General features: G+C 65.3%; 23 protein-coding genes and 1 pseudogene. 9 read left to right on the top strand and 15 right to left on the bottom strand.

Going from position 1 to position 25212, the window contains the following annotated elements:
* Positions 1 to 54: 54 nt before the first annotated feature.
* On the bottom strand, positions 55 to 897 hold the full coding sequence (gene aqpZ, locus ACOJV9_RS04550) for an aquaporin Z (protein ID WP_420183993.1): 843 nt from the start codon (positions 895 to 897) through the stop codon (positions 55 to 57).
* 87 nt (positions 898 to 984) lie between these two features.
* Between aqpZ and ACOJV9_RS04555 the strand changes: the two genes are divergently transcribed.
* Positions 985 to 2151 (top strand): nucleotide sugar dehydrogenase, encoded by a 1167-nt coding sequence (locus tag ACOJV9_RS04555; RefSeq protein WP_420183994.1) that lies wholly within the window; start codon positions 985 to 987, stop codon positions 2149 to 2151.
* A 285-nt stretch (positions 2152 to 2436) separates the two neighbouring features.
* Here the strand turns inward: ACOJV9_RS04555 and ACOJV9_RS04560 are convergent, their stop codons facing one another.
* From ACOJV9_RS04560 to ACOJV9_RS04600, 9 genes are all read right to left on the bottom strand, one after another.
* Complete coding sequence (locus ACOJV9_RS04560; protein ID WP_420183995.1) at positions 2437 to 3390, bottom strand: glycosyltransferase; 954 nt, start codon at positions 3388 to 3390, stop codon at positions 2437 to 2439.
* A gap of 85 nt (positions 3391 to 3475) precedes the next feature.
* Positions 3476 to 4789 carry a polysaccharide pyruvyl transferase family protein gene (locus ACOJV9_RS04565; RefSeq protein WP_420183996.1) on the bottom strand — a complete coding sequence of 438 codons (1314 nt, stop codon included), beginning with the start codon at positions 4787 to 4789 and terminating at the stop codon, positions 3476 to 3478.
* Between the two features lie 15 nt (positions 4790 to 4804).
* Positions 4805 to 6244 carry an oligosaccharide flippase family protein gene (locus ACOJV9_RS04570; RefSeq protein WP_420183997.1) on the bottom strand — a complete coding sequence of 480 codons (1440 nt, stop codon included), beginning with the start codon at positions 6242 to 6244 and terminating at the stop codon, positions 4805 to 4807.
* A gap of 109 nt (positions 6245 to 6353) precedes the next feature.
* Complete coding sequence (locus ACOJV9_RS04575) at positions 6354 to 7523, bottom strand: hypothetical protein (protein ID WP_420183998.1); 1170 nt, start codon at positions 7521 to 7523, stop codon at positions 6354 to 6356.
* 115 nt (positions 7524 to 7638) lie between these two features.
* The gene (locus ACOJV9_RS04580; protein WP_420183999.1) at positions 7639 to 8829 is read right to left on the bottom strand and encodes a glycosyltransferase WbsX family protein; all 1191 of its coding nucleotides are present in this window, start codon (positions 8827 to 8829) and stop codon (positions 7639 to 7641) included.
* The gene (locus ACOJV9_RS04585) at positions 8826 to 9794 is read right to left on the bottom strand and encodes a glycosyltransferase (protein WP_420184000.1); all 969 of its coding nucleotides are present in this window, start codon (positions 9792 to 9794) and stop codon (positions 8826 to 8828) included. The genes ACOJV9_RS04580 and ACOJV9_RS04585 overlap by 4 nt, the downstream gene beginning before the upstream one ends.
* Positions 9791 to 10723: an NAD-dependent epimerase/dehydratase family protein gene (locus ACOJV9_RS04590; protein ID WP_420184001.1), complete on the bottom strand. Its 933-nt coding sequence runs from the start codon at positions 10721 to 10723 to the stop codon at positions 9791 to 9793. The genes ACOJV9_RS04585 and ACOJV9_RS04590 overlap by 4 nt, the downstream gene beginning before the upstream one ends.
* The gene (locus ACOJV9_RS04595; RefSeq protein WP_420184002.1) at positions 10687 to 11646 is read right to left on the bottom strand and encodes an MraY family glycosyltransferase; all 960 of its coding nucleotides are present in this window, start codon (positions 11644 to 11646) and stop codon (positions 10687 to 10689) included. The genes ACOJV9_RS04590 and ACOJV9_RS04595 overlap by 37 nt, the downstream gene beginning before the upstream one ends.
* Complete coding sequence (locus ACOJV9_RS04600; protein ID WP_420184003.1) at positions 11643 to 13544, bottom strand: polysaccharide biosynthesis protein; 1902 nt, start codon at positions 13542 to 13544, stop codon at positions 11643 to 11645. Before ACOJV9_RS04600 ends, ACOJV9_RS04595 begins: the two co-directional genes overlap by 4 nt.
* A 171-nt stretch (positions 13545 to 13715) precedes the next feature.
* Here ACOJV9_RS04600 and ACOJV9_RS04605 point away from each other — a divergent pair, with 171 nt between their 5' ends.
* Entirely contained in the window at positions 13716 to 15146 is a 1431-nt protein-coding gene (locus ACOJV9_RS04605; RefSeq protein WP_420184129.1) for a tyrosine-protein kinase domain-containing protein, read from the top strand.
* 31 nt (positions 15147 to 15177) lie between these two features.
* Here ACOJV9_RS04605 and ACOJV9_RS04610 read toward each other — a convergent pair whose 3' ends face one another.
* Positions 15178 to 15774 (bottom strand): arsenate reductase/protein-tyrosine-phosphatase family protein, encoded by a 597-nt coding sequence (locus ACOJV9_RS04610; protein WP_420184004.1) that lies wholly within the window; start codon positions 15772 to 15774, stop codon positions 15178 to 15180.
* A gap of 69 nt (positions 15775 to 15843) precedes the next feature.
* Here ACOJV9_RS04610 and ACOJV9_RS04615 point away from each other — a divergent pair.
* Both ACOJV9_RS04615 and ACOJV9_RS04620 read left to right on the top strand, forming a co-directional pair.
* A pseudogene (locus ACOJV9_RS04615) lies at positions 15844 to 16110 on the top strand (endonuclease/exonuclease/phosphatase family protein); the annotation flags it as partial.
* Positions 16111 to 16172: 62 nt separating this feature from the next.
* A complete protein-coding gene (locus ACOJV9_RS04620; protein ID WP_420184005.1) occupies positions 16173 to 16628 on the top strand; it encodes an endonuclease/exonuclease/phosphatase family protein in 456 nt (151 codons plus the stop codon).
* A gap of 49 nt (positions 16629 to 16677) precedes the next feature.
* Here the strand turns inward: ACOJV9_RS04620 and galK are convergent, their stop codons facing one another.
* Positions 16678 to 17832: a galactokinase gene (galK, locus tag ACOJV9_RS04625; RefSeq protein WP_420184006.1), complete on the bottom strand. Its 1155-nt coding sequence runs from the start codon at positions 17830 to 17832 to the stop codon at positions 16678 to 16680.
* A gap of 31 nt (positions 17833 to 17863) precedes the next feature.
* Here galK and trpS point away from each other — a divergent pair, with 31 nt between their 5' ends.
* From trpS to ACOJV9_RS04640, 3 genes are read left to right on the top strand one after another with little or no spacing between them, the layout of a single operon-like run.
* The gene (gene trpS / locus ACOJV9_RS04630; RefSeq protein ID WP_420184007.1) at positions 17864 to 18898 is read left to right on the top strand and encodes a tryptophan--tRNA ligase; all 1035 of its coding nucleotides are present in this window, start codon (positions 17864 to 17866) and stop codon (positions 18896 to 18898) included.
* Between the two features lie 10 nt (positions 18899 to 18908).
* Positions 18909 to 19421, top strand: a complete 513-nt coding sequence (locus ACOJV9_RS04635; protein ID WP_420184008.1) for a 2'-5' RNA ligase family protein — start codon at positions 18909 to 18911, stop codon at positions 19419 to 19421.
* A gap of 2 nt (positions 19422 to 19423) precedes the next feature.
* Positions 19424 to 20554 carry a YihY/virulence factor BrkB family protein gene (locus ACOJV9_RS04640; protein ID WP_420184009.1) on the top strand — a complete coding sequence of 377 codons (1131 nt, stop codon included), beginning with the start codon at positions 19424 to 19426 and terminating at the stop codon, positions 20552 to 20554.
* A gap of 1 nt (position 20555) precedes the next feature.
* Here ACOJV9_RS04640 and rfbD read toward each other — a convergent pair whose 3' ends face one another.
* Complete coding sequence (gene rfbD / locus ACOJV9_RS04645; protein ID WP_420184010.1) at positions 20556 to 21413, bottom strand: dTDP-4-dehydrorhamnose reductase; 858 nt, start codon at positions 21411 to 21413, stop codon at positions 20556 to 20558.
* Positions 21413 to 22420, bottom strand: coding sequence for a dTDP-glucose 4,6-dehydratase (gene rfbB / locus ACOJV9_RS04650; RefSeq protein ID WP_420184011.1), 1008 nt, complete (start codon positions 22418 to 22420; stop codon positions 21413 to 21415). The genes rfbD and rfbB overlap by 1 nt, the downstream gene beginning before the upstream one ends.
* A gap of 66 nt (positions 22421 to 22486) precedes the next feature.
* On the opposite strand from rfbB, the gene rfbA reads away from it, so the two are divergent.
* The gene (gene rfbA / locus ACOJV9_RS04655; protein WP_420184012.1) at positions 22487 to 23365 is read left to right on the top strand and encodes a glucose-1-phosphate thymidylyltransferase RfbA; all 879 of its coding nucleotides are present in this window, start codon (positions 22487 to 22489) and stop codon (positions 23363 to 23365) included.
* Positions 23365 to 23958, top strand: a complete 594-nt coding sequence (locus ACOJV9_RS04660) for a dTDP-4-dehydrorhamnose 3,5-epimerase family protein (RefSeq protein ID WP_420184013.1) — start codon at positions 23365 to 23367, stop codon at positions 23956 to 23958. Before rfbA ends, ACOJV9_RS04660 begins: the two co-directional genes overlap by 1 nt.
* Here ACOJV9_RS04660 and ACOJV9_RS04665 read toward each other — a convergent pair.
* On the bottom strand, positions 23905 to 25200 hold the full coding sequence (locus ACOJV9_RS04665) for a D-alanyl-D-alanine carboxypeptidase family protein (RefSeq protein ID WP_420184014.1): 1296 nt from the start codon (positions 25198 to 25200) through the stop codon (positions 23905 to 23907). The genes ACOJV9_RS04660 and ACOJV9_RS04665 overlap by 54 nt on opposite strands.
* Between the last annotated feature and the right edge of the window lie 12 nt (positions 25201 to 25212).

Raw genomic sequence — 25212 nt, forward strand, 5'->3', positions numbered from 1 at the left:
GCGAATCTATCGAATGCCGTCCTGCTCGGCGTATGCCGCCCGCGCCGGGTCCGCTCAGAGGCCGCGGGTCACGCGCGGGGCGTCGGGGTCGACACCCTCCGGGACGACCACGTCCTGGGCCACGACGGCGCCGGTGATGTCGCGGTCCCGCCGGTCGACGCCGGTGATGAGGTGGAAGGTCGCGCCGGCGATGGCGGCGCCCAGGAGCGGGGCGAGCCAGAACAGCCACAGCTGGCCCGGCGCCCCGTCACCGTTGAAGAAGGCGACCGCGGTGGAGCGGGCCGGGTTGACCGACGTGTTCGAGATCGGGATGGAGATGAGGTGGATGAGCGTGAGGCACAGGCCGATGGCGAGGGGCGCGAAGCCGGTCGGCGCGCTCTCGTGGGTGACACCGAGGATGACGTAGACGAAGAACATCGTCAGGAGGATCTCGGCGCAGAGGACCGCCATGAGCGAGTAGCCGCCGGGGGAGTTCTCGGCGTAGCCGTTGGCGGCCATGTTGCCGGTCGCGTCGAAGCCGTCGCGCCCTCGCGAGATCGCCCAGAGGGCACCACCGGCGGCGAGGCCACCGACGACCTGGGCGCCGACGTAGCCGGGCACGTCCTTCCACGCGAAGCGCTTGGCGATGGTGACACCCAGCGTCACGGCCGGGTTGAAGTGCGCACCGGACACGTGCCCCACGGCATACGCCATCGTCAGGACGGCGAGCCCGAAGGCGAGTGCGACGCCGGTGAAGCCGATGCCCAGGTGCACCGGCGCGCCGGCACCGAGCGTCGGGGTGGACAGGTAGCCCGCGGCGAACATCGCCGAGCCGCAGCCCCCGAAGACGAGCCAGAACGTACCGACGAACTCCGCCAGGAGGCGCTTGGACATCTCGGGGATCACCATGGCGTTCATTGTGGCCTACGGTCGCGGCGCGGTGGGCGAGGCGCCGAGGGCACCGGACCCGTGTCGGGGCAGGCGGTGCCCGGTAGGTTGGCGGCCGTGAAGATCTCCGTGGTGGGGCTGGGCTACGTCGGCCTGTCGAACGCCGTCGTCCTGGCCCAGCGTCACGAGGTCGTCGCGGTCGACCTGTCCGCCGAGCGCGTCGCCCAGGTCAACCGGGGCGAGTCGCCGCTGGTCGACCCCGAGCTCGAGGAGTACCTCGCGCGCGGCGGGCTGTCACTGACGGCGACCACCGACGCGGCGGAGGCGCTGCCGGGGTCGGACTTCGTCATCGTGGCCACTCCCACCGACTACGACCCGGTCGCCAACTTCTTCGACACCTCCTCGGTCGAGTCCGTCATCGCGTCGGTGGCCTCGCTCGCCCCCGAGGCCACCGTGGTCGTGAAATCCACCGTGCCTGTGGGCTTCACCGAACGGCTGCGCGGGGTGCACCCTGGTCTCGACATCGTCTTCTCGCCCGAGTTTCTGCGGGAGGGACGGGCGCTCCACGACAACCTGCACCCGAGCCGGGTGGTCGTCGGCGGCTCGAGCGAGGCGGCTGCGCGCTTCGCCGAGCTTCTTGTCGAGGGCGCGCTGGACGAGGACGTGCCGGTGCTCATCACCGAGCCCACCGAGGCCGAGGCGATCAAGCTCTTCGCGAACACCTACCTCGCGATGCGCGTCGCCTACTTCAACGAGCTGGACACGTATGCCGTGTCGCACGGTCTCGACAGTCGCTCGATCATCGACGGGGTCGGGCTGGACCCGCGCATCGGCTCGCACTACAACAACCCGTCCTTCGGCTACGGCGGCTACTGCCTGCCCAAGGACACCAAGCAGCTGCTCGCCAACTACAGCGACGTGCCGCAGAACCTCATCCGCGCCATCGTGGATTCCAACACGACCCGCAAGGACTTCATCGCCACCGACATCCTGCGCTCGAGGCCGCGCGTCGTCGGGATGTACAGGCTGATCATGAAGGCCGGCTCGGACAACTTCCGGGTGTCGAGCATCCAGGGGATCATGAAGCGCATCAAGGCCAAGGGGGTTGAGGTCGTGCTCTACGAGCCGGGGCTCGAGGAGGACCGCTTCTACAACTCCGAGGTGGTCCGCGACCTCGACGAGTTAAAGAAGCGCTCGGACGTCATCGTGGCGAACCGGCTGAGCGAGGACCTCGACGACGTGGCCGCTAAGGTCTACACGCGAGATCTTTTCGGGACAGACTGAACCTTACATCCGCGACTCATGGGCGGCGGCGCAGAGCGGCTAACGATAAGTGACCGTAACCTCCAACGTCCTTGGACGACGCCCTTACGCAGGAGCAAGACTAGCAATTGCCAATAGACGCACGCTGAACATGTTGGGGTCCGTCATGTCATCCACAAAATAGATCCTACTGTCCGGCATATTATCCACGAGGAATATCAGGGAGGTTTAGGAGTCGGGTTACAAGTATCAAAGAGGCTGAATACACCCGCTAGTGCCTACGCGCAAGCAGAACATCAAGCGACGTTAGCGCTCAGGCGTCACCCGATTCGGGCGCCGCTTTAGTATTACCAGACGGGACAGAGACGTCAGGAAGGCGGCACACCCCAGTGAAAGAGCCCTGCTCGGAGGTAGATCGTCCCGTTGCACCGCTATAATTAGGGCTCGGCATACAGCAGGAGTGAACGACCCGTGCGCGATGTCGTTCACTGCCTTTGGCAGTGACGTCGAGGGCAGGCGCTGTTGAATTTCAATAGCCATACGTCGTCGCCATCCCCATCGCTCGTGGATTAGACGTTCTATAGCGGCTGATGGACCTCCCCTGAAGAGATTCGCTGCCCGCGAACGTAGACGTGGACCCAACTCCTCGCCCAGGACGTTGTCACCGTGTTGAATGTAATTCTGATACTGCTCGTCAACTAAGGCGTAACCTCCCAGAGCCTGAGCAACCATACCCAGCCAATGGTCATGGTAAGACGCCGCCGTTGGCTCCGGGAACGGCAGGGCAACCTTCGCAACGAGCGGCCGAAAAGCCGCCAAACTCCCTGTGATCTGATTATTCAATAGGAGTGAGGTCATCCCCACACGCTGGCGGCCAGTTGTACCGATCACAGCGCCCGCCGCGTTCACAATGCGAGCTTGGCAAAGTGCTAGTGGGACTCCCTGAAGTCGCAGGGCCTCAGTCAGAACCTTGAGCTTATCTCGATCCCATTCATCGTCCTGATCAGCAAGTGCAATCCATGCAGTTTCCGGACTCACCATGGCAAGAAGGCGCTCGAAGTTGCGATAGAAACCAACGTTGGACTCGAACTCGTGCACGGTGAAGCGCGGATCGGCGCCGGTTAGGCGAATAGCCTTGTCTCGAGTCAGCGGATCGGCGCCATCAATGCCGATTATGCAGACCCAGTCCGAGATTGTCTGCTCTTGAAGTGTGCGCACCTGTCGAAGGAAACGTTCCTCCGATGGACGGAATACGGCCATCACGACCGTTCCTCCGCTGTACCGAGAAGGGCCAGGAGTCACGATTCACCTCGCAATCCTGAACTGCGTGGATAAGAAAACGCGCTCACGCGAGAGGCCGTAAGGCAGATCGCGCCATCCTAAGCGCAAGACTTTTTGGCGACCTGACCACTCGCTGGAAAGCCACGTCGTTGCTCGAACGACGTTCTTGGCGCAACGCAACCTCGCGTGCCGCTGAGCCAACTTCCACAACATCGATTGCCCGTTCAATACTGCGATGAGCCGCCTCTGCCCAGCTATTAGCGAGGCCGCTGTTCGAAACTTCGCACTCGAGCGACAGAGCGTGTGATACGGCCTCATTCAGGTCGAGAAGCGAGACATTCGTTGGCATGGGATCCGCCCAAGCCGTCGCGTAACGGGTAACCTTCTCTAGGAGCAATCCGACATGGGGAACATCAAAAGTCATGGATACGATCATCGCATGCAGTGACGTTCCAATCACGAGTGATGCACGTGCGATTTCCTCAACTTTTTCGATAGCAGTGACCGAGTCTGACATCGAGATGTCGAAGCGCGCCCTAGACCGTTTGACGATTCCCATCACATCGCAGTAGGCGCTCAACGAATCGTGACCTGGCGCCAATCCTGCAACGAATAGTCGAACGTCCTTACCGCTTAGGGCCGGACAATCAACCAGAGCCTTTGCCAAGCGGCCGACGCCCTGCGTTGCCAGTGCCGCTGCGCTCATTTGCACGAGCACGCTTCCGGCCGTACGCGCGTCAGTTCGGACGTCATCCGTGGCAAGATCGGGGCGATCAATGCGCAACGTGTGGACCAAATCTGGCGCAAGCTGGTGAGCGACCCCAACGGAACTGAGAAACGCAGCAGACTGACGTTCTCGCACAGAAATGTAGTCAGCATCCCTTATGGCAGCCTCGGCTTTCGCCCGAACCTCACCCTTGAGGTTCGCCACACCCGATAGTCCAACCGAGTTCAATATCGAAGGTGTCCCCCACGAGTTTGGGAACGCCGACAATCGGGGCAGATAGGCCAAGTCGGTAAGCGCGAGCCCGGACGCTTCACGGATCATTCTGCGCCGCACAGTGCGACGTGAAACGGAAAAATTCTCCGCCTGAACATCTGGATCCAGCATTCGATAAGCGGCATACAACGGGACCGCACCTACCTCGCCGCCTACGGTCCACAAGGCAGAAATCGAACCGTCGCGCAATGCGTCAGCACTCCGAGACGTATGGCCGCCCTCGAGCAATTCGCGAGAATCCTTAAAAGGAGCGAGCGCGACGCTCGGAAGTGAATGTGCCGCCAGGTAGGCGTTTGTTCTTTCCAAGAATAGAATGTCGCCAAAATTGTCCCGCTCATATGCCCCGACGAGACCTATTGGGTGGCGGCGAGTGTTCACTGCATCTCCTAATGGTTACTTGATCAAAGTCAGACGTAGCACCATTGTGACCCTACGCAAATCTCGCCGAAACGGCGCAAAAGCTAAAGCGCATCCATAAGCGCCTGTGACGCCGACAAGAGCCATGCCGAGGCGAGCTGCATGTCCGCCATCAGGCAGGATTTGCTGTGCGCCCCAGCCGAAGCCCGCAGCAGAAATCCCGAGAGTCAAGAAGCGAAACCCTTGCTGCAGTAGAGGCATCGCGGGAAGGCTGGTCGCGCGTGCAGCCACTATCAGCGCTACGGGCCAAGCAATCGCTACGGCCGCTGTGTACCCTATCCCAACGCCAATTATCCCATACGGAACACCAACCAGAACGCCAAGACCCTTGAGAATGGTTGATATCGACATGTAGTTGCGGAGGGCTTTGGCTCGACCTGAAGTGATCATTTGCCACGCCGCAACCGTGGCAAGTTGTTGTAGGGCTGCAGCAAGCGCGAGAACCGAAATGACTTCCCCGACACTGCGCCATTCGGTCCCCAGTAGCATGGTGGCTAGATCGGTGCCGCTGGTCGATAGAAGCGCGGCCAGGGGCAAAGTGGCGTAACTAATAAGCATTTGTCCGGTGAGTAGTTGCTGCAATAGAACGTTGGGCTGCGACCGAGCCGAAGCTAGGGACGGCAGGATCACCGTAGTGGCTGGAGCTTTCACTTGATCCAAAGTACCGATTGACAGTTGGTAGGCCCGGCTATAGATGCCTGCTGAGCCCGCACTCGTGAAGAAGCCGAGCGCTAACGTATGCAGATTGTTCCCGACGTAACCAATGAGCTGCGAGAGGGCGTAATTGACCCCGAAGCCATAGAGATGCCTCATGTCGGCACCTCTGCGTGGCCGTCCTGGGAGCCAATCGCTCGAGGCAATAACTATGGCATTTGATAGAAACGCGGCGACGAGAAACTGAACCACCAAGCTCCAATAACCCCAGCCAGAGAAAGCTGCAAGCATGGCTAGCACGAGTCCGACGAGAGGAGATATCGAATCCGCGAGCGCCAGTGGACGGAAGAACTGAGCCCTAGTCAATCCCGCCCTGAATTGCGTACCGATCCCATTCAAGAGGAATGTCACCGCGAGGCTGCATAGCACTGCGCGCAGTTCTATCAGACCGAACACTTGGGCCAGCGGCGCCGCCAGCGCAAGTAGAAGGAGCCCCAGGATCGAACCCAAAGCAGTATTTGTCCAGAAGAGAGCATTTCGCTGATCGGCATCCAAATGGGTCTCACGAATAGCCGCGACAGAAAGGCCAAAGTCGCGAAAGTACTCTGCAAAACCCACGATGGCAAACGCCACTGCCGCGATACCAACAGCGGTCGGACCGAGAGCTCGTGATAACACAACCAGACCAGCGAACTGCACCAAGAACTTGACCGCTTGGGCAAGTCCAAGGTCGCGCGCGCCGTGCGCGCTGCGTTTGAGCATGATGTCAGAAATGGCTTCTCTACTATCCGGGCCGAACGAGGGCCCTCGTGAGTTGCATTTGTCCAGAAGGCGTGCCTTCGTGAAGTCTAAGGATCACCGCCCGCGTTCCTCAGCGCCATACGAGTCCTCTTCTCGATACCCGGGGCTTTGGCGCCATCTTGTGCCTATGCGCCAAACCGACGCAAAACGCGAGTTGGAGGCTCAAAGGCGTGTAACTGATCATGTTCTCGAAAAAGCAAAAGAAAAGGAATGTACCCAGAAGCGCAAGGCCGGATGCCTGTAAATCTGAGCCCACAAGGATTGATAGTGAAATGCCCGCGATCAAGAGCAAGGCGGCCAGAATGGAAACAGCTCCAAGCAGTCCAGCGTAGCCAACCGCACTTCCGAACGTGGTTGATGCGGTGAGGTCTGGCTGGATTAGGAAGGTCGACTTGTCAATTTGCGGGACGTCGAGGAAGCTGGCGAGCCGTGATCCAATCACATCTGGTAGAAGCGTATGAAACACTAGGCCGGGGATGTTGCAGTCGCGGCCGCATACGGACCCATCCGAGTATTCGAATGCGCTGAACAGGTTGGCGACGGGGGACGCGACATATAGATAAGCCCACATAAGGGTGGCTGGAAGGCCAGTCGCTAGAAAGGCGGCGCTGGCCTTCGAGTAGGCAAGGATTGCACCTGCGGCCGCCGGCCGCCCGGTCTCCTGCGCAATCTGGAAATCTAGACGACGGTCGCCAAACAAGCCGAATCCAAACAGGAAAGCAATGCCGGTCCCACCGAGTCCGACAAAGCGCTTTGGGGTTAGTGACACCCGCGAGGCAAGAAGAAGAAGACTGGCAAAAACGAGGAACGAGACAGCACCTCTGCTGGCGATTACCGCCAGCCAGACCATCAGCACTACGTACGTGACAAGAGCCGCTTTTTGGCGGGACTCCAAAAAGTCGGCCAGAGCACGGACGCCGGAGTAACCAGTAAACGCCAACATGAGGACGTGCACGTAGGGAAGCCCGAAACCATAGACGTCGTACGGCCTGCCCAGCAGAATCAGCAGAGCAGGAGGTCCGCCAGCTAAGGCGCATGCAATGAGGTAGTACAAGCTTAAGAGCCAGGGGGTAGCAGTGGAGGTCTTCCGTTCAGGTGTGGACGCCTGCGTGATGGGTCTCGCCGAGGCAGACAGCGAAAATGCCAGCCCGACCAGCAAGAGAAAGAGGAGTCCGTCCAACGGGACCTTGGGGAACAAGTCAGACCACCGCAACAAAAACATGCTGAGTGACAGAACCACCCATACTGTGACCAAGTGGAGCGGGTTCAAGACGCGTCGGCAGTCCGGCCGGCGCCTTGGCGTGGCCGATCCGTCGAGTGCCTGACTAGTCACGCCTCGAGGAGAAAGTCCCGGGCTAATTTGACCCAATGGAGCCCCGTCTACGATTTCGAAATGATCTGATCCGGGCAAGAACTGAGCCGCTCGCCAATTTGCCAAGACTCTGGGTGTGAGACCACGAGAATCCGGCCGTCATGGGTTGAGCGGTCGTATGAGCGTCGGGTTGAATCCCAGTCTTGGCTCTATGCGTCGCCTGCAAGAAGGCGTCACCATGGGTTTCATCAGGCTCCAGATAAGCGCCTTCCGCCCACTCGTTCCAGGCATTGACGAAGACGAATCCCTGCGATCCACGCTTGACTTCTTCCCGACGTAACGCCTCCCGTAGCCAAGCCTCGTACAACGTAGGTGAGTGCCCGACGTATATGGTGGCGTTCAGTCCTCTACGCGCAGTGTTATCCCATCCTGGCATAACCCCCGGATGACGAATGAAGTCAGGAACGGGTCTATTGAGGTAGTGGCGGACGATTCGTTGATACGAGAGAAGGCGCCCACGAAACTGTGAGTCCAACCCAATTGGCCGGCGCATTTGAGCATTTCCTAATCGATTCGCACTGACAGGGGGGAACTCTGCCACTGCGTCGAACGCGTAGGCCCCGGGATGTGTGTCCGCCAACGTCTCACTGGCTATCAAGTAGATACCAGGCAGGCCAGCTTCGTGAGCCAACAAGCGCATGTCTCGGCTGAAAGCAAGCGGATCGGGGATGAGGTCTGCGCGATGGACTACCAAGACTGGGTTTTCAAGAACCTTTACATAGTGCCCAGCTTGAAAATGAGGCAACAGTTCGTGGAAGAGTTGGCGGGTGTAATCCCTTGGATAGGTCTGCGGCATCAGGACATCGCGGTTTCGCCCGTCCCACCGTCTGGTCCAGGCCTCATTCGCCCAAGATAGGCAATATGGCAGAAGGGTCGCATCCTCGCGCCAAGCATCGACCGGTCGTTCAAGCAGCCTCCTCCCGTCGAACCAATAGAAGTACATGCAGAACGCATCGATACCGTGCTTTTGAGCCAGTTGCGATTGTGCCCTTAACGAGTGGCTATTGGTCAGATCGTATTCGCCGAGTGTTGTGGGAGTCCGTGGGTGATCATGCTCCAGGTATGCAGGTGACGCCTTGCGCACGTTGACCCATTCCGTGAACCCCTGTCCCCACCATTCATCGTTCTCTGGGATGGTGTGGAACTGCGGAAGGTAAAAAGCGACTACTCTCACGTGGGTCCTTCGCTCATGGACGTCTCAATCGCTTCCGCACCCGTAAGGCTGCAGATGGGCGAAATCAAGGAAGTTAGGGCGATTCCGAATTGATCTTTTCGTGACCGACGCAGTTGCGACGCATGAACTGCAAGTCGCATTCGGTTCACCAGCGATGGATTCGCTAGAGCGTGGGCAGGGAGACCGTAATTGACGCGGAGGACCGTTATGATCATTTGGGCCTGCTGCAGGTACCAGCCGTCACGCATGCTCACAAGTCTTTTCGCCGCTGCCGCCAGGCCCCTATTGGCGCCAAGCTGGTTCGCTGCGTGTTGCCGATAGGCAAGGGTGGATTGGGAATCGATGTACCATTCATATCTGTTTGTGCGCGCCCAGGCGTAGATTAGCCAATCGTGATATTCAATATCTTGAATTTCGTCGAACCGAGATTGTATCCACTTTTGAAGGGCGAAGAATGTTTCTCGCTTGAGGACATAAGTGCACCCTGGCCCCGCCGAACTAAAGAGATGATCCCAGCGTCGTTGTGGTTGAGACTTAACGATTCTGACTCGTGAGTCGGACTTTTCATTCCAGGCATCCACGTCGCTCGAGTAGGCGGCCACGCCATGTTGCTCTATCTTGGCCACGGCGCCCTCCAGCTTGTTCGGGTACCAGAAGTCGTCCTGATCAGCGAGGGCCACGTACGCAACGTTCTCAGGCACGTTCGCTTCGGCAATGAGTTTGTAGAAATTCGCTGCAGCACCTCGGGGGCGTTGCTCTGCATTGGACCGCAACTGATGAACGTTCGCGGAGCGACGCTGCAAATCATCGATGACGCGCTGCGAATCATCTGTGCTGGGGTCCAGACGGATGAGCACTTCGACGGTGATGGCCTCTTGATGGAGTATCGAAGCAACCTGTGTACCTATGAACGCCTCACCGTTGTAGGCAGCCAGCAGCACAAGCACGGTCGGGTTTGTCGTCATGGCCTAAGTTCGTTCCAGAGTGGACACGGGACTGTGAGATCAGGAAACTTGTGGTCCAGCCATCCTGAGTCCTGCTTCTGCCCGAACCACAGCATCTCAAGGCGCCGTATTGCCGCTCGTAGCCGGCCGCTGTCTACCAATTTCGCGAGGTGCGATCCAACGGCCAAGGTGGACAAGGCTGTTGATCGGGGGAGCTCGCTTGGATCTCGACCTCCGAGAAGGCGGAGGATTCCCGACGTTGTTAGGCCCTCGCTCGGCTGGAGCGCGATTCGCGGCGGGTCCTCAGCCTCGACCATGTAGCGGACGGCTCTGGCCACGTTGGATACGTGCACTTGGGGGGTAGGGTCTGTGCCCGGTGATGCGACGGTTGACATTGGGCTCCGAGCCAGTCGAGCGAGGGATGCCGTAATTGCGCGCCCATGTCCGTGCACCGACGTGGGCCGCAGGATCGTGGTGAAATGGCTGTCGCTTGATAGTAGTGCCTGCTCCGCTAGGGCCTTGGATTGTGCATACGGCGACTCGGGGAACCAAGACGGACTCTCGTCGAGCATCACTGCCCGACCCTGAACAGCGGCGCTGCTTATGTGGAGCATTCGATCGGCGCCAACTTCAATTGCTGCGCGCTGGAGGACCAACGGTAATAGCGTATTAGCACCGAAAAGCGAATGCGATGAGGCGCTCGACGGGGCTGCCATTCCAGCCGCATTGATAACGACGTCACATCGGGTCGGGAAGCGGAAAGTCACCTGCTCTGCCTCGCGCTTAAGGGAGCTCACTGTTGCTGCTCCGGTAGAGAGACGAGGCGCACCTATTCGGATAACTTCATGGTCTCTCTGGAGCTCGCGCAGAACCGCGCCGCCCACAAAGCCACTGGCCCCCACTAGTGCGATCCTCATTGGGGATGTGACGGCTTTATCCACGCCATCCATCGGGGCGATGCCATATAGGCACCCACCGCAAGAGCAGCGAGCGAAAGCGAGATTCTTGGGCGTTGCGTCCTACACATGACCGCCACTACGCATGAGACCGTCGCATGAGCCATGGCGACGCTTGTGTGCCCAATCTGATGCTCATCCACAAGGCGTTGGTACACGTGGCCACGGTGAGGTTGTCCAATCCCGTGGCCCTGGTGGTGTCGTTTGGCAAGGGCAACCGCCGCATCGACAGCATAGGGGAGAAGGGGTGCGGCGATGAAGGCGGCGCGGCGCAGATCTCGCGTGGCGTGGTACTCCTCAAGCACCCCAGCGGTGATGGCTCCTCCGAGGGCGTAACTTCCCGAGTCGCCCAAAAAGAGGCGAGCTTGCGGTGCGTTCCACGGTAGAAAGCCGATCCCGCTGCCTCCAACAGCAGCCCCCCAGAAAGTTGCGTCGGGGCTCCGGGCTTGAGTGGCGTGGACCCCCCAAACGGCGGAGGTCAGTCCGGTCATGCCATTGATGCCGTCCATGAAGTTGACCACGTTGACTACGCACGGCGCCACTATGGCGCCAAGTGCAGATCCACGCAGTCCGGTCTTCGCACCCATCAACGCGCCCGCCGCAATTTGCGTCGAAAGTCGCGCAGACACCGATACACCGCCGCGGGAGGAACGGACGTCGTCAGCCAATCCTGTCAACCCAAGGATTGCCACGGCCACGGAACTCCGCTCCAACGGAGCTCGCAACATCGCGCGACCAGCCAACATACCTGCCCAAATGGCAACTCCTCCGCCTCGGGGCACAGGATGAGCGTGTGAAGACCTGGCATTGGGCACATCCATGACGTTTGCGCGCTCCATGAGGGGCTTCACTAGGGGTGCGACGCTGAAGGTCACGGCCGCAGCGACAGCCGAGCCGATCCAAGGCTGCTTCGTCATGCGGGTGACCCCCCAGCAGCTTGAAAGTCGGGGTCCAGATGGACCGAAGACTCTACTGTGGCACCTGAGATTTTCTCGTAGCTGTTGTCGCCCTTGGCTTGGGGGGCGCCCGCGTTATAGCGCATCCAGGCGCGAGCAGCTTCCGGATCAGGAACTGCGGCCGACGCGATCAAATGCAATTGGAGTTTGGGCACCTCGACCTTGTTGATCAGGGGATGGCGCGCGGAAACGATGGTCTCGCCTTCAGCGAACAGTTCCTCGGACATCTTCTCACCCGGTCGAAGTCCAGTGATAACGACCTCGATGTTGCCTTTGCCTGACAGGTCAATCAGCGTACGAGCCACGTCGAGGATCTTCACGGGCTCTCCCATGTCGAGCACCATGACGTCGCCGTTTGCGCCTATAGCGGCCGCTTGAAGGACCAGCTGGCTGGCCTCGGGAATGAGCATGAAGAACCGCTCGACGTCGGGGTGGGTGATGGTGACCGGCCCCCCCTGCTCGATCTGCGCCGTGAATGCGGTGATGACGGAGCCACGCGAGCCCAAGACGTTGCCGAAGCGGACGCTGACGTAGGTACCCTCGCCCCGCCCTGCGTACTCGGCCGTCAGCCTCTCGGCGAGGCGCTTGCTGTAACCGAGGACGCAGGTGGGGCTAGCGGCCTTGTCGGTGGAGATGTTGACGAAGGTCTTGACTCCCGCGGAGCGCGCGGCCTCGAGGACGTTCGCGGTGCCGAGCACGTTGGTCTGCCATGCCTCCAAGGGGTACTGCTCAAGGAGGGTCAAGTGCTTGAGCGCGGCAGCGTGGAAGACGACATCCGGCAGCTCGCGCTGGAAGACCCGGTGAAGGGCGTCGGTGTCGCGGATGTCGCACAGCGCCAGGGTGCCGTCGTCGAGAAGGGCCCTACCCGTGAGACTCATCTGAGTACCGTGCAGTGCAGACTCGTCGCGGTCGAGGAGCACCAGCTTTGCCGGGCCGAACTTGGCGATCTGGCGCGCGAGCTCGGAGCCAATGGACCCGCCCGCCCCGGTGACGAGGACCCTTCTGCCCGTGATGGAGGCTGAAATGGTGGCTGCGTCCATGGTGATCTGCTGGCGACCGAGGAGGTCCTCCAGATTGAGCTGGCGGAGGTCCGACCCGCTGGCGGGGCCCAGGAGGCGACCAACCGGGGGGAGCACGAGGAGCTTCAACCCGTGGCGTCGGGCAAGGTCGCGGATCTCGCGAAGGCGGTCGGCGGAGATCGAGGGCATGGCCAATACCAGGGTGGTCGCGGCCGTGCGTTCAACAACCTCAACGAGCCGGTTGATGTCGCCGCTGACCCGAAGCCCTTCGACCGGCATTCGACGCTTGCGCGGGTCGTCGTCGAGCACGGCCATGGGGACGAATCGGCCGTCTGTGGAGGTGTCGCGCGCCAGTGCGCGCAGCAGCTGGCGACCCCCCTCGCCGGCGCCGTAGACGATGACCGGCACGTCGCCGTCCGTCACGGTGGGCCGACCCCACCGGTAGGAGCGGACGATGAAGCGCAGAGCGAACATGCCCACGAGCGCGAAGACCGGCACGACAAGTGGCAGGCTGCGAGGGACAGGTGCCCACTCGGTGAACGTCCGCAGCATGACAAGAAGGACACCGACGATGAGGGCCCCTCGTGCCACCTGAGCGGTCTCCTCGAAGGAGCCGCGCCGGTGATCCAGCCAGACCAAGTCCAGCACCAAGCTGACGACAAGTTGGGCAATCGCGGCTATGGCGGCGAAGGTGATGATGGCGGAGTCGAGCGCCTGAGCGGCCTCGAGGTCGTAACGCAGCCACGCGGCGGCAAGGGCGGCTCCGAAGACGATGAGTGCGTCGACGAGGGCCCAGCCGGCTTGGACGGCGAGCTCACGGCGCTTGGCGACGGACAGCACGAAGATCAGGATCGCTTTCAGATGACGAGTTGCGACAAAGGCGCGCCGAAGAAATGACCCCTCATCCAGCCACCCCCAGCGCGCTCCAGACTAGTGCACCTGCGCCGGGTAGGGTTACCGCGGCCGGAACGCCCCGGTCTCGTCACGTTAGGAACGCCCGTCGTGGACCTCATGGCCTATGTCCAGATCCTGATACGCCGTTGGCGCACTCTCGCCGCGGTGGCTCTTAGCGTCCTGGCCGTGTCTGCCTTCATGACCTTGCTGGCAACCCCGATGTACACGTCCAGCACCCAGTTCTTCGTGTCAACCGCGGACTCCGCCAGCAGCAGCCAGCTGGCCCAAGGAGGAGCCTTCACCCAGCAGCGGGTGAAGTCCTACAGTCAGCTCCTCCGCTCCCCGAGGCTGCTCAACCCGGTGATCTCCAAGGCAGGCATCAAGGACTCAGCCGCAGACCTAGCCGACAGAATTACGGCCGCGACTCCGCCCGACACCGTGCTGATCGACGTGTCCGTCATCGACCCGAGCCCGACCAAAGCACGCGACGTCGCTCAGGCTATCGCTGAGGTGTTCCCGACCGTCGTCGCCGATCTCGAGCGGGTCACCCCGGACGCGCCCAGCCCGGTCAAGGTGTCACTCCTGCGGGAGCCCGTCGTCGCCTCCACCCCGGTGGCCCCCCGGCCCGCCCGCAACCTCGCTCTAGGCCTCGTCCTCGGACTCGTCGCCGGCTTCGGGGCGGCAGTCGCCAAACATCTGCTTGATACTAAGCTCCGTACCAAGCAGGACGTCGAGGCACTGACCGACGCCGTCATCCTCGGCGGCATCCCGTTCGACGACGACGCGTCCAAGCACCCACTGATCATTCAGGCCGACCCGCACGCGGGTCGCGCGGAGGCTTTCCGCAGTCTGCGCACCAACCTGCAGTTCGTCGACGCGACCGAGCATCCTCGAGTCATCGTGGTGACCTCCTCTATCGCAGGCGAGGGCAAGTCGACCACGACGGCGAACCTGGCATTGGCCATGGCGGAGTCCGGAGCGAGCGTGTGTGTCGTCGAGGGGGATCTCCGCCGACCCCGCCTCTTGACCTACCTCGGGCTGGAGGGATCGGTGGGCTTGACCGACGTGCTCATCGGGCGCTACGGACTCGACGACGTCCTCCAGCCGTTCGGTGCCCACTCCCTGACAGTCCTTGGTGCCGGCGCGTCACCACCGAACCCAAGCGAACTCCTCGGCTCCACGGCCATGCGCAACGTGCTCGACGACCTGCGCCGCCGCTTCGACTTCGTCCTTATCGACGGGGCGCCGGTCCTCCCGGTCACCGACTCCACGGTGCTCACGCGACTGACCGACGGCGCCATCATCGTGGCGGGCAGTGGGGTCGTCACCAAGGACCAGTTCGACCACGCGCTCGAAACCTTCGAGACGGTCAAGGGGACCGTCTTGGGTGTGGTCCTCAACCGCGTTCCTAGGCAGACACGTGGCGGGTACTACGACTACCGCTACGAGTACCGGCCGGAGGGCGACGGGAGCAGCCGTCGAGGCAAGGGTGGGCGCCGACGAAACGAGGACACCACCCACCCCCGCAAGGACCTCGTGGGCCGCTGACGCCTTTGGTCTGCTGTGCGGTCAGCGCGTCTCAGGCGACTGCGGGACCGCGCAGGACGGCAGCGACCGTCGGCAGAGACTGCGCGATCTCCTCGGTCATCTGGTCGAAGACGGAAGAGTCCCTCCGGAACGGGTCGATGACGTCGGCGGTGTCGGCGAGGCGCGGGTGGACCACGCCACGCTTGGCGATTGCCGCGGCCGCGACCTTCGCCACTCGGTTGGCGCCGGGGGCCGCTGCGACATCGCGCTCGGAGACCGCCGCGAGCAGGTCGCCGAGGTCGTGCAGGGCGAACGCGTAGCGCAGCGCCCGCGGGTGAAGCGGCACGACAGAAGACAGGTGGTCTCGGGTGGCACTGATGACGAGATCGGCCTCGGCGACGATCTCGCGACTGATCTGGCGCGCCGTGAAGCCTCCTCCGTGGGCCCCGGCTGCGGTGAGCCTGGTGACCGACTCAGGGTCGATCGGAGCGCCCACCAGCGCCCCGGTGCCGGCACTCGAGACGACGATGTCGGTGTCCGCCAGCTCACGCGCGAGGAGGCGCTCGATGTAGGGGGAGCGACAGACGTTGCCGGTGCACACGACGAGGACGTGGCCGGACGGGACAGTGCGGTCGACGTCTGCAGCCATGATCGAACCATAACTGGGGGATCGGTAGGCTCGGGCGCGATGCGACTCATCTCGGCCGACGTCAACGGTATGTGTGCCGCGGCCCGGCGAGGCGGCCTCGACTGGCTGGCCGCCCAGCAGGCCGACGTCATCGCTCTGCAGGAGGTGCGGGCCAGCGAGGAGCAGCTGCGAGAGGTCCTGGACCACAGCGAGCTGGCCGGCTGGCACGTCAACTGTGCACCCGGCCGTGCCAAGGACCACGCAGGGGTGGCGGTGCTCACCCGCCAGCCACCCACCCGCGTCACCAGCGACGTGGGGGCGGCGGAGTTCGCCGGCGCCCGCCGCTGGGTGGAGGTCGATGTGCGAGGCCCGGACCGGCCCATGACCGTGGTCTCCACCTACGTCCACACCGGTGAGGCATGCACGCCGAGGCAGACGAGAAGATGCGGTTCCTCGATGCGATCGGCTCGCGCCTGTCAACCCTCGGACAGGACGACGCGCATGCCGTCCTCGCCGGCGACCTCAACATCTGCCACTCGGCCGACGACCTCAAGAACTGGAAGGGCCGCCTCGGCAAGTCGGGTTTCCTACCCGAGGAGCGGGCGCACCTCGACCGTTGGGGGAGCGAGCACGGCTGGGTCGACGTCCACCGCACCCTCCACGGCCCAGGACCGGGCCCCTACACGTGGTGGTCCTCGCGTGGCACGGCGTTCGACAACGACGCCGCCAGGCGGATCGACTACCAGTTCGCCAGCCGGGCGCTGGACGGGCTTGCAACGCGAGCGGAGGTGGGCCGGGCGGCGGCCTACGCCGAGCGGTGGAGCGACCATGCGCCACTCACGGTCGACTACGACCTCACGCTGCAGGCCGACTGATTGCGAGTTCCGTTCTCTCTCGCTGCCCTCGCGCGACCGGAACTCGCAATCAGTCGCGGGCTGCGGGGCCCGCTGCGGTGACCGCGAACGAGGAGGGCGCGGTGAGGCGCGCGTCGGCGAACGCTGCCTCGATCGCCTCGGACACTCGGTCGACCTCCGCTGTCGGAACGAGGGAGATCGCCGAGCCGCCGAAGCCGCCGCCGGTCATCCGCGACCCGAGGGCGCCATGGGCCAGGGCGGTGTCGACGACGAGGTCGAGCTCGGTGCACGACACCTCGTAGTCGTCGCGCAGGGACTCGTGCGAGGCGACGAAGGTCCGTCCGACGCCCGCCAGGTCGCCCTCGCGCAGCAGCCCGACGACCTCGTCGACGCGCTCGATCTCGGTCACCACGTGACGCGTGCGGCGCCGCAGCACGTCGTCCGGCAGCCGCGCCAGTGTCTCGTCGAGCGGCTGGCCGACGACCTCGCGGAGCGTCTCGACGCCGAGGATCTCGGCTGCCTGCTCGCAGGCGGCCCGGCGTGCGCCGTACTGGCCGTCGGCCAGGGCGTGGCTGGCCCGGGTGTCGGTGACGAGCAGGACGGCGTCGTGGGCGGACAGGTCGAACGGCACCTGCTCATGGGTGCCGTCCCTGCAGTCGAGCCGCAACGCGTGCCGCTCGGTGCAGTGCATCGCGGCGGCCTGGTCCATGCCGCCGGTGGGAGCGCCGGCGATGTCGTTCTCGGCCCGCTGGCACGCCGCTGCGAGGACGTCACGGCCCTCGGGGAAGCCGAGCAGGCCCAGGCCGAACAGGTCCGAGACCGCTGCGGCGACGGAGCACTCGAGCGCGGCCGAGCTGGACAGCCCCGCGCCGAGGGGCACCCGCCCGTCGACGACGACGTCCAGACCGCGCACGGCATACCCGGCCCGACGCAGTGCCCACACGACACCGGCGACGTAGGCCGTCCAGCCGGCAGGGTGCCCGTCCGCCACGTCGTCGATCAGCACCTCGACGGACGAGTCGTCCTGCAGTGAGTGGATGCGGAGCAGGTCGTCGTCGCGCGGTGAGGCCGCGCACCGGGTCCGGTGGGGCAACGCGATCGGGAGCGCGAGACCGCCGTTGTAGTCGGTGTGCTCCCCGATGAGGTTGACCCGTCCGGGGGCGGACCAGACCCCCTCGGGGGAGTGGCCGAGGAGTGTGGCGAACGCGTCCGGGAGGCGAGGCACGCTGCGAGTCTAGGGCGAACCACCTGACACAATGGCGCGCATGTCCGCACCAGACGCACCGTCGGCGGCGCCCCGGATTCTCTCCGGGATGCAGCCCACCAGTGACTCCCTCCACCTCGGCAACTACCTCGGGGCACTGGTCAACTGGGTCAGGCTGCAGGACGAGTTCGACGCCTTCTACTTCGTGGCGGACCTGCACGCCCTGACCGTGCCCACCGACCCGGCCGTGCTGCGGCAGCGCACCCGCGTGACCGCGGCGCAGTTCCTCGCCGGCGGGGTGGACCCGAAGCGGTCGGCGGTCTTCTGCCAGAGCCACGTCACCGAGCACGCCGAGCTGGGCTGGGTGATGAACTGCCTCACCGCCGAGGGTGAGGCCCGGAGGATGACGCAGTTCAAGGACAAGGTGGCCAAGGGGGGCAACGCCAACGTCGGCCTGCTGACCTACCCGATGCTCATGGCGGCGGACATCCTGATGTACGACGCCGCCTACGTCCCCGTCGGTGAGGACCAGCGCCAGCACCTCGAGATCACCCGCGACCTCGCCGAGCGGTTCAACGCCCGCTTCGGTGACGGTGGGCTCGTCGTGCCCGAGCCGTACATCGTCAAGGGCGCGGCCAAGATCCAGGACCTCCAGGACCCCGCGGCCAAGATGAGCAAGACCGGGTCCTCTCCCAAGGGCCTCATCGACCTCATGCAGGACCCGGCCAAGATCGCGAAGAACATCCGCTCGGCCGTCACCGACACCGACGCCGAGGTCCGCTACGACGTCGAGCACAAGCCGGGCGTCTCCAACCTGCTGGTCATCCACTCCGTCCTCTCCGGGTCCTCGATCGAGGAGCTCGAGGCGTCGTTCGCCGGTCGCGGCTACGGCGACCTCAAGAAGGAGGTCGCGGACGTCGTCGTCGAGGCGCTCACCCCCTTCCAGGCCCGCATGCGTGAGCTGCTCGACGACCCCGCCGAGCTCGACCGCATCCTCGCCTCCGGCGCCGAGAGCGCCCGGGCAGTGGCCCGGACGACGATGGAACGCGTGCGCGAGCGGGTCGGGCTCCTCCCGGCCGGCCGCTAGGGTCGAACGCGTGCCCACTCATGGCGTGGCCATCACGGTGCCCGAGCCCCACGCGTCGGTGCTGCAGGACGCCCGCGAGCGCTTCGGCGACCCGCTCGCGCGGTTCATCCCCCCGCACGTCACGCTCTTGCCTCCCACCGACATCGACGAGCCGGCGCTCGAGGCCTTCGAGGACCACCTCGACGACATCGCCCGGGAGCACGCGCCCTTCCGGATGGCGCTCTCGGGGACCGGCACGTTCCGCCCCCTGTCGCCGGTGGTGTTCGTCCAGGTGTCGCTGGGCATCTCGCAGTGCGAGCTCCTCGAGCGAGGCGTGCGCAGCGGACCGGTCGAGCGCCTCCTGGAGTTCAACTACCACCCGCACGTCACCGTGGCGCACCACCTCGGCGAGGCGGCCCTCGACGCGGCGTTCGACGAGCTCGGCGACTTCCGCGCGACGTTCGACGTGTCGTCCATCGAGCTGTTCCACCAGACCGACGACGGTGTGTGGCGCCCCCGCTCCACCTTCGCGCTGAAGGGCTGAGGGTGGACAAGGCCAAGGACCTCTGGGCCCGCTTCCAGGACTCCAGGCTTTGGAAGGCGTGGCAGCGGTACGGCGACGCACGCGGCAACCTGCTCGCCGGCGGGGTCGCCTACTTCGCGTTCTTCTCGATCTTCCCGGTCGTGGCGCTCGCGTTCACGGTCTTCGGTGTCCTGCTGCAGGACAACCCCCAGTGGCTCGGCCAGATCAAGGACTACCTCAACGACACCCTGCCGGGCTTCGTCAAGGACGGTGACAAGGGGCTCATCCCGATCGAGGCACCGGGCGGTGGTGCCCTGACGGTCACCGGGCTCGTCGGTCTCGGTGGCCTGTTGTATGCCGGTCTCGGTTGGCTCAGTGCCCTGCGCGACGGCATCCGCACGGTCTTCCGGGCGGAGGGCGCGCCCGGCAACATCGTCATGGCCAAGCTGCGTGACCTCGGTGTGCTCGTGCTGCTCGGCCTCGCCATCGTCGTCTCGGCGGCGGTCACGGGGGTGGCCAGCGCCCTGACCTCGTTCATCGCGGAGGCCATCGGCCTCGGGGGTCAGCAGTGGCTGCTGCGCGGCATCGCCCTGGTCATCGGGGCGGTCCTCGACGGGTTCGTCGTCCTCGTGATGCTCCGCCTGCTGTCGGGGGTGGAGGTGCCGTGGCGAGGGCTCGTCGGCGGTGCCGTGGTCGGCGGCATCGGCATCACGCTGCTCAAGCTGCTCGGCACGAGCCTCATCGCCGGGACGACGGAGAACCCGCTGTTCGCGTCGATCGCGGTGGTCGTCGGCCTGCTCGCCTGGCTCAACTTCATGTCGCGGATCATCCTGCTGTCGGCCGCGTGGTCCGCGAACTCGCTCGAGGCCGACGCCACCCGCCACCTCAGCGAGGGCGAGAAGGACAAGCTCGTCGAGGGGCCCGCCCTGCCGGTGTCCGCAGCGCTGGACCCGACCGTTCCGGACCCGGTGTGGCTGGGGCGCGAGCCCGCAGCGTCAGGGCCCGGTCGTCACAGCGACACCGTCGTCGCCCCACGTGCCCGGCGCGCCGACGACCGTGTCAACCTCGCCATCGGAGCGGCACTGGGTGCGGCCGCCGCCGCGGGGTTGGGCGGAGTGGGTCGCCTCCTGCGTCGGGTGGGCGGACGGCGCTGAGTCAGACGGAGGTGCCGAGGACCTCGGGTGCGGCGCGCCTCAGGGCGTCCCGCCAGTCGGGGAGCGGGTCCAGTGCCGCCTCGGCCCAACGGTCGTGTCCGAGCACGGAGTAGGCCGGCCGCGGCGCCGGCCGCGGGAAGGCGTCCGTCGTCGTCGGACCGACCCGCTCGGGGTCCAGCCCGAGTTCCTCGAACACCGCTCGGGCGAAGCCGAACCACGTCGTCTCCCCGCCTCCGGTGCCGTGCCACAGGCCTGCGGGCGCCTCGGAGTCCACGAGCCGGATGACGGCGTCGGCGAGGTCCCCGGTCCACGTCGGCTGGCCGTGCTGGTCGTCCACGACCGCGAGCGTGTCCCGCTCGCCCGCCAGCCGCGCCATCGTCGTGACGAAGTTCGGTCCGCCCGCGCCGTACAGCCACGCGGTGCGCACGACGAGCGCTGACGGGGCGTGCGCGAGCACCGCCCACTCGCCGGCTGCCTTGGTGCGGCCGTAGGCCGAGCGGGGAGCGAGAGGCGCGTCGACGGCATACGGGCTCGTCGCGTCGCCGGCGAAGACGTAGTCGGTCGAGATGTGCACGAGCCGGGCACCCGATCGCGTGGACGCCCGCGCGAGGTTGGCGGCGCCGACCGCGTTGACCGCGAAGGCCTCTGCCTCCTGGGTCTCGGCGTCGTCGACAGCGGTCCAGGCGGCGAGGTTCACCACGACGTCGTGGCCGTCGACCGCGTCCGCACACCCGCCGGCGTCGGTGACGTCGAGGTCAGTGCGGCGCATCGCCGTCACCTCATGACCCGCGCGTGCGAGGCGGGGGAGGAGGTCGTGCGCGAGCATGCCACCCGCGCCGGTGACGAGCCAGCGGGCCATCAGCGGGGGACGACGGTCTGGACGGCGGCGTACTTCGCCTCGGTGGCGTCCTTCATCGGCCGCCACCAGTCCTCGTTGTCGCGGTACCAGGCGATGGTCGCCTCGAGCCCCTCGCGGAAGCTGGGGTACTCGGGCGTCCACCCGAGCTCCGAGCGCAGCCGGCTGGAGTCGATCGCGTAGCGGCGGTCGTGACCGGGGCGGTCAGTCACGTGGTCGTAGGCGTCGGCGTCCTCGCCCATCAGCTCGAGGATGTCGCGGATGACGGTCTTGTTGTCGACCTCGCCGTCGGCCCCGATGAGGTAGGTCTCGCCGACCTCGCCGCGGTCGATGATGGTCCAGACGGCGCGGTTGTGGTCGTCGACGTGGATCCAGTCGCGCACGTTGAGGCCGTCGCCGTAGAGCTTGGGGCGCACCCCGTCGACGACGTTGGTGACCTGCCGGGGGATGAACTTCTCGACGTGCTGGCGCGGGCCGTAGTTGTTGGAGCAGTTGGAGATCGTCGCGGCGACGCCGAAGGACCTCACCCAGGCCCGCACGAGCAGGTCGCTCGCGCCCTTGGTGGAGGAGTAGGGGCTCGACGGGTTGTAGGGCGTGGATTCGGTGAACCGGGCGGGGTCGTCGAGCTCGAGGTCGCCGTAGACCTCGTCGGTCGAGACGTGGTGGAAGCGGGTGCCGTGGCGCCGCACCGCCTCGAGCAGCGTGTAGGTGCCCACGACGTTGGTGTGCACGAAGGGCCACGGGTCCGACAGCGAGTTGTCGTTGTGCGACTCGGCCGCGAAGTGCACGACGAGGTCGGACTCCGAGACGAGGCGGTCGACGAGCTCGGCGTCGGTGATGTCACCGCGCACGACCTCGACGCGCCCCTCGAGCCCGGCGAGTGACGCCTCGGAACCGGCATATGTCATCGCGTCCAGCACGGTGAGCTCCACGTCCGGCCGCGTCGCGAGCGTGAGGTGGACGAAGTTGGACCCGATGAAGCCGGCACCGCCGGTGACAAGTGTGCGCACGGCCCCAAGGGTACTGAGTGGGTGCCGTCGCTCGACGGCCGTCACCCACTGGCTAGGGTTCCTGCCATGAAGGGGATCATCCTGGCCGGAGGCTCGGGGACGCGACTGCACCCGATCACACGTGGCATCAGCAAGCAGCTCATGCCGATCTACGACAAGCCGATGGTCTACTACCCGCTCTCCACGCTGATGATGGCGGGCATCCGCGAGGTCCTCATCATCACGACGCCGCAGGACCAGGAGCAGTTCGAGCGCCTCCTCGGCGACGGCAGCGCGTGGGGCATCGAGATCTCGTATGCCGTCCAGCCCAGTCCCGACGGCCTCGCCCAGGCCTTCATCATCGGCGAGGACTTCATCGGCGGGGACTCGGTCGCCCTCGTCCTCGGCGACAACATCTTCTACGGCACGGGCCTCGGGCGCTCGCTCCGCGCCCTGACCGACGTGCGTGGCGGACACGTCTTCGCCCACCACGTCCACGAGCCGTCGGCCTACGGCGTCGTCGAGTTCGACGACGACGGGAAGGTGCTGTCGATCGAGGAGAAGCCCGAGAAGCCCAAGTCGAGCTATGCGGTGCCGGGGCTCTACTTCTACGACCACGACGTCGTGCAGATCGCCCACGACCTCCAGCCCAGCGCCCGCGGCGAGCTCGAGATCACCGGCGTCAACGACGCCTACCTCAAGCGCGGCGACCTCACCGTGACCGTCCTGCCGCGGGGCACCGCGTGGTTCGACACGGGGACCTTCGAGGGGCTCATGGATGCCAGCCAGTTCGTCCACCTCATCGAGGCCAGGCAGGGCACGAAGATCGGCTGCGTCGAGGAGATCGCGTGGCGAGCCGGGTGGATCGACGACGCCCGGCTGGCGGCCCTGGCCGACGACCTCGTCAAGAGCGGCTACGGCGCCTACCTCCACGCGTGCCTCGCCGAGGGGAAGGGTCGCAACTGATGGAGATCATCAGGCTCGGCATCGAGGGCGCGTTCGTCGTCACGCCACGGCAGTTCCCGGACGGGCGCGGGGTGTTCCTCGAGTCCTTCCGCGGCGACCTGCTGGCGAAGCAGCTGGGCCACCGTCCGGACATCGTCCAGACCAACATCTCGGTCTCCTCGCGGGGCACCGTGCGTGGCGTGCACTTCGCCGACCTGCCGCCCGGGCAGGGCAAGTACATCACCGCCGTGGCCGGCAGCCTGCTCGACTTCGTCGTCGACCTCCGGGTCGGCTCACCCACCTTCGGGCAGGTCGAGACGGTGCTCCTGGACGCGGTGGACCGACGTGCGGTCTACCTCACCGAGGGCCTGGGGCACGCGTTCTGCGCCTTGGAGGACGACACGACGGCGATGTACCTGTGCACCGCGGCCTACAACCCCACGGGCGAGCACGGGATCCACCCACTCGACCCGGAGCTGGGCCTCGACATCCCGCGCGACCTCACCGCCAACGTGTCGCCCAAGGACGAGTCCGCGCCCACCCTGGCCGAGGCGCTCGACTCAGGCCTTCTCCCGACGTATGCCGCGTGGCAGGCTCACGTCGCTGCGCTCTGAGCGGACCTGGCGCCGACGAAGGCGACCCCGGGTCGCCCTCAGCCCGACGAGCAGGAGGACGAGCCCGCCCAGGGCGGCGAACGGCAACATCGACGTGTGCACCGTGCCGGAGGGCTCGGGAAGAGCGGCTGCCTCGGGCTGGGGGGCGACCGCCGGGGAGGTCGGCCGGGGCGTCGCCGGTGAGGGTGCCGGCGGCCGGGGCTGAGCTGCCGTGAGCGGCTCGGGCACCTCGCCCCTCTCCACGAGGCGGCCGACCGGCGAGGCGGACTCGCCGTGGGCGAAGGCCCAGTCGAGGAGCGAGGCGGCCGGTCGCCAGCTGCTCCCCGTGCCGTACATCTCCGTGACGATGTAGGTCCGGTCGCCGCGGCGGGCCGCGCCGATGAAGGTGCGGTGGGCCGCCCTGGTGAAGCCGTTCTTCACCCCGAGCGTGCCGGGGTAGTTCCACACGAGCCGGTTGTGGTTGCCGATCGCGTAGCTCGCCCGGCCGCGAGAGGCCGCGGCGCCGGGGAACGCCGCCGTCCTGGTCGTGGCGAGTTTCACGTACGCGGGGTCCGCGATGGCCGCTCGTCCGACGAGGGCGAGGTCGTAGGCGCTCGAGCGCTGTCCCGGCGAGTCGAGCCCGCTGGGGTCGACGATGACGGTGTCGTGGGCACCGAGCTGGGCGGCGAGGACGTTGAGCTGGGCCACGGTCGGCGCGATCCCGCCGTTGAGGGCGGCGAGCCCGTACGCCGCGTCGTTGCCGGACGACATGACGAGCGCCTGGAAGAGCTGGGCGGCGGTGTAGGTCTGGCCCGGGACCATCCCGACGCGGGTGCCCTCGGCGCCGGCCTCGAGGGCGGTGGCGGTCAGGACCGCGGTGGGCTTGATCCGGGGGAGGAGGTGCAGGGCGGTGAAGACCTTGAGCGTGCTGGCGGGCAGCAGGTGGGCGTGCGGGTTCTTCGCCGCGAGGATCTCGCCGGTCTCGGCGTCGGCGATCACCCACGCGACGTCGGCGACAGCCGGGGGAGGCGGCACCCCGGGTGGCAGGTCGACGATCACCGCGTTCATCTCGGCGAGGCGTGGGCCGCCGATGCTGCGCGCCGGGTCGAGCGACTGCCTGATGGTGGGAAGGGTCGGGCTGGCGCTGGGGCTCGACGTCGCGGGAGGGGTTGGCGTCGGGGCCGCCAACGCGTGGGCCACGGGAGCCGTCAGGGCAGCGACCGACATCGCCGCCGTCGTGACGGCGCGCGCAGCACTGCGCATCGTGGCTCCTCT

The organism is Knoellia terrae (assembly GCF_048606435.1).
Taxonomy (GTDB): Bacteria; Actinomycetota; Actinomycetes; order Actinomycetales; family Dermatophilaceae; genus Knoellia; species Knoellia terrae.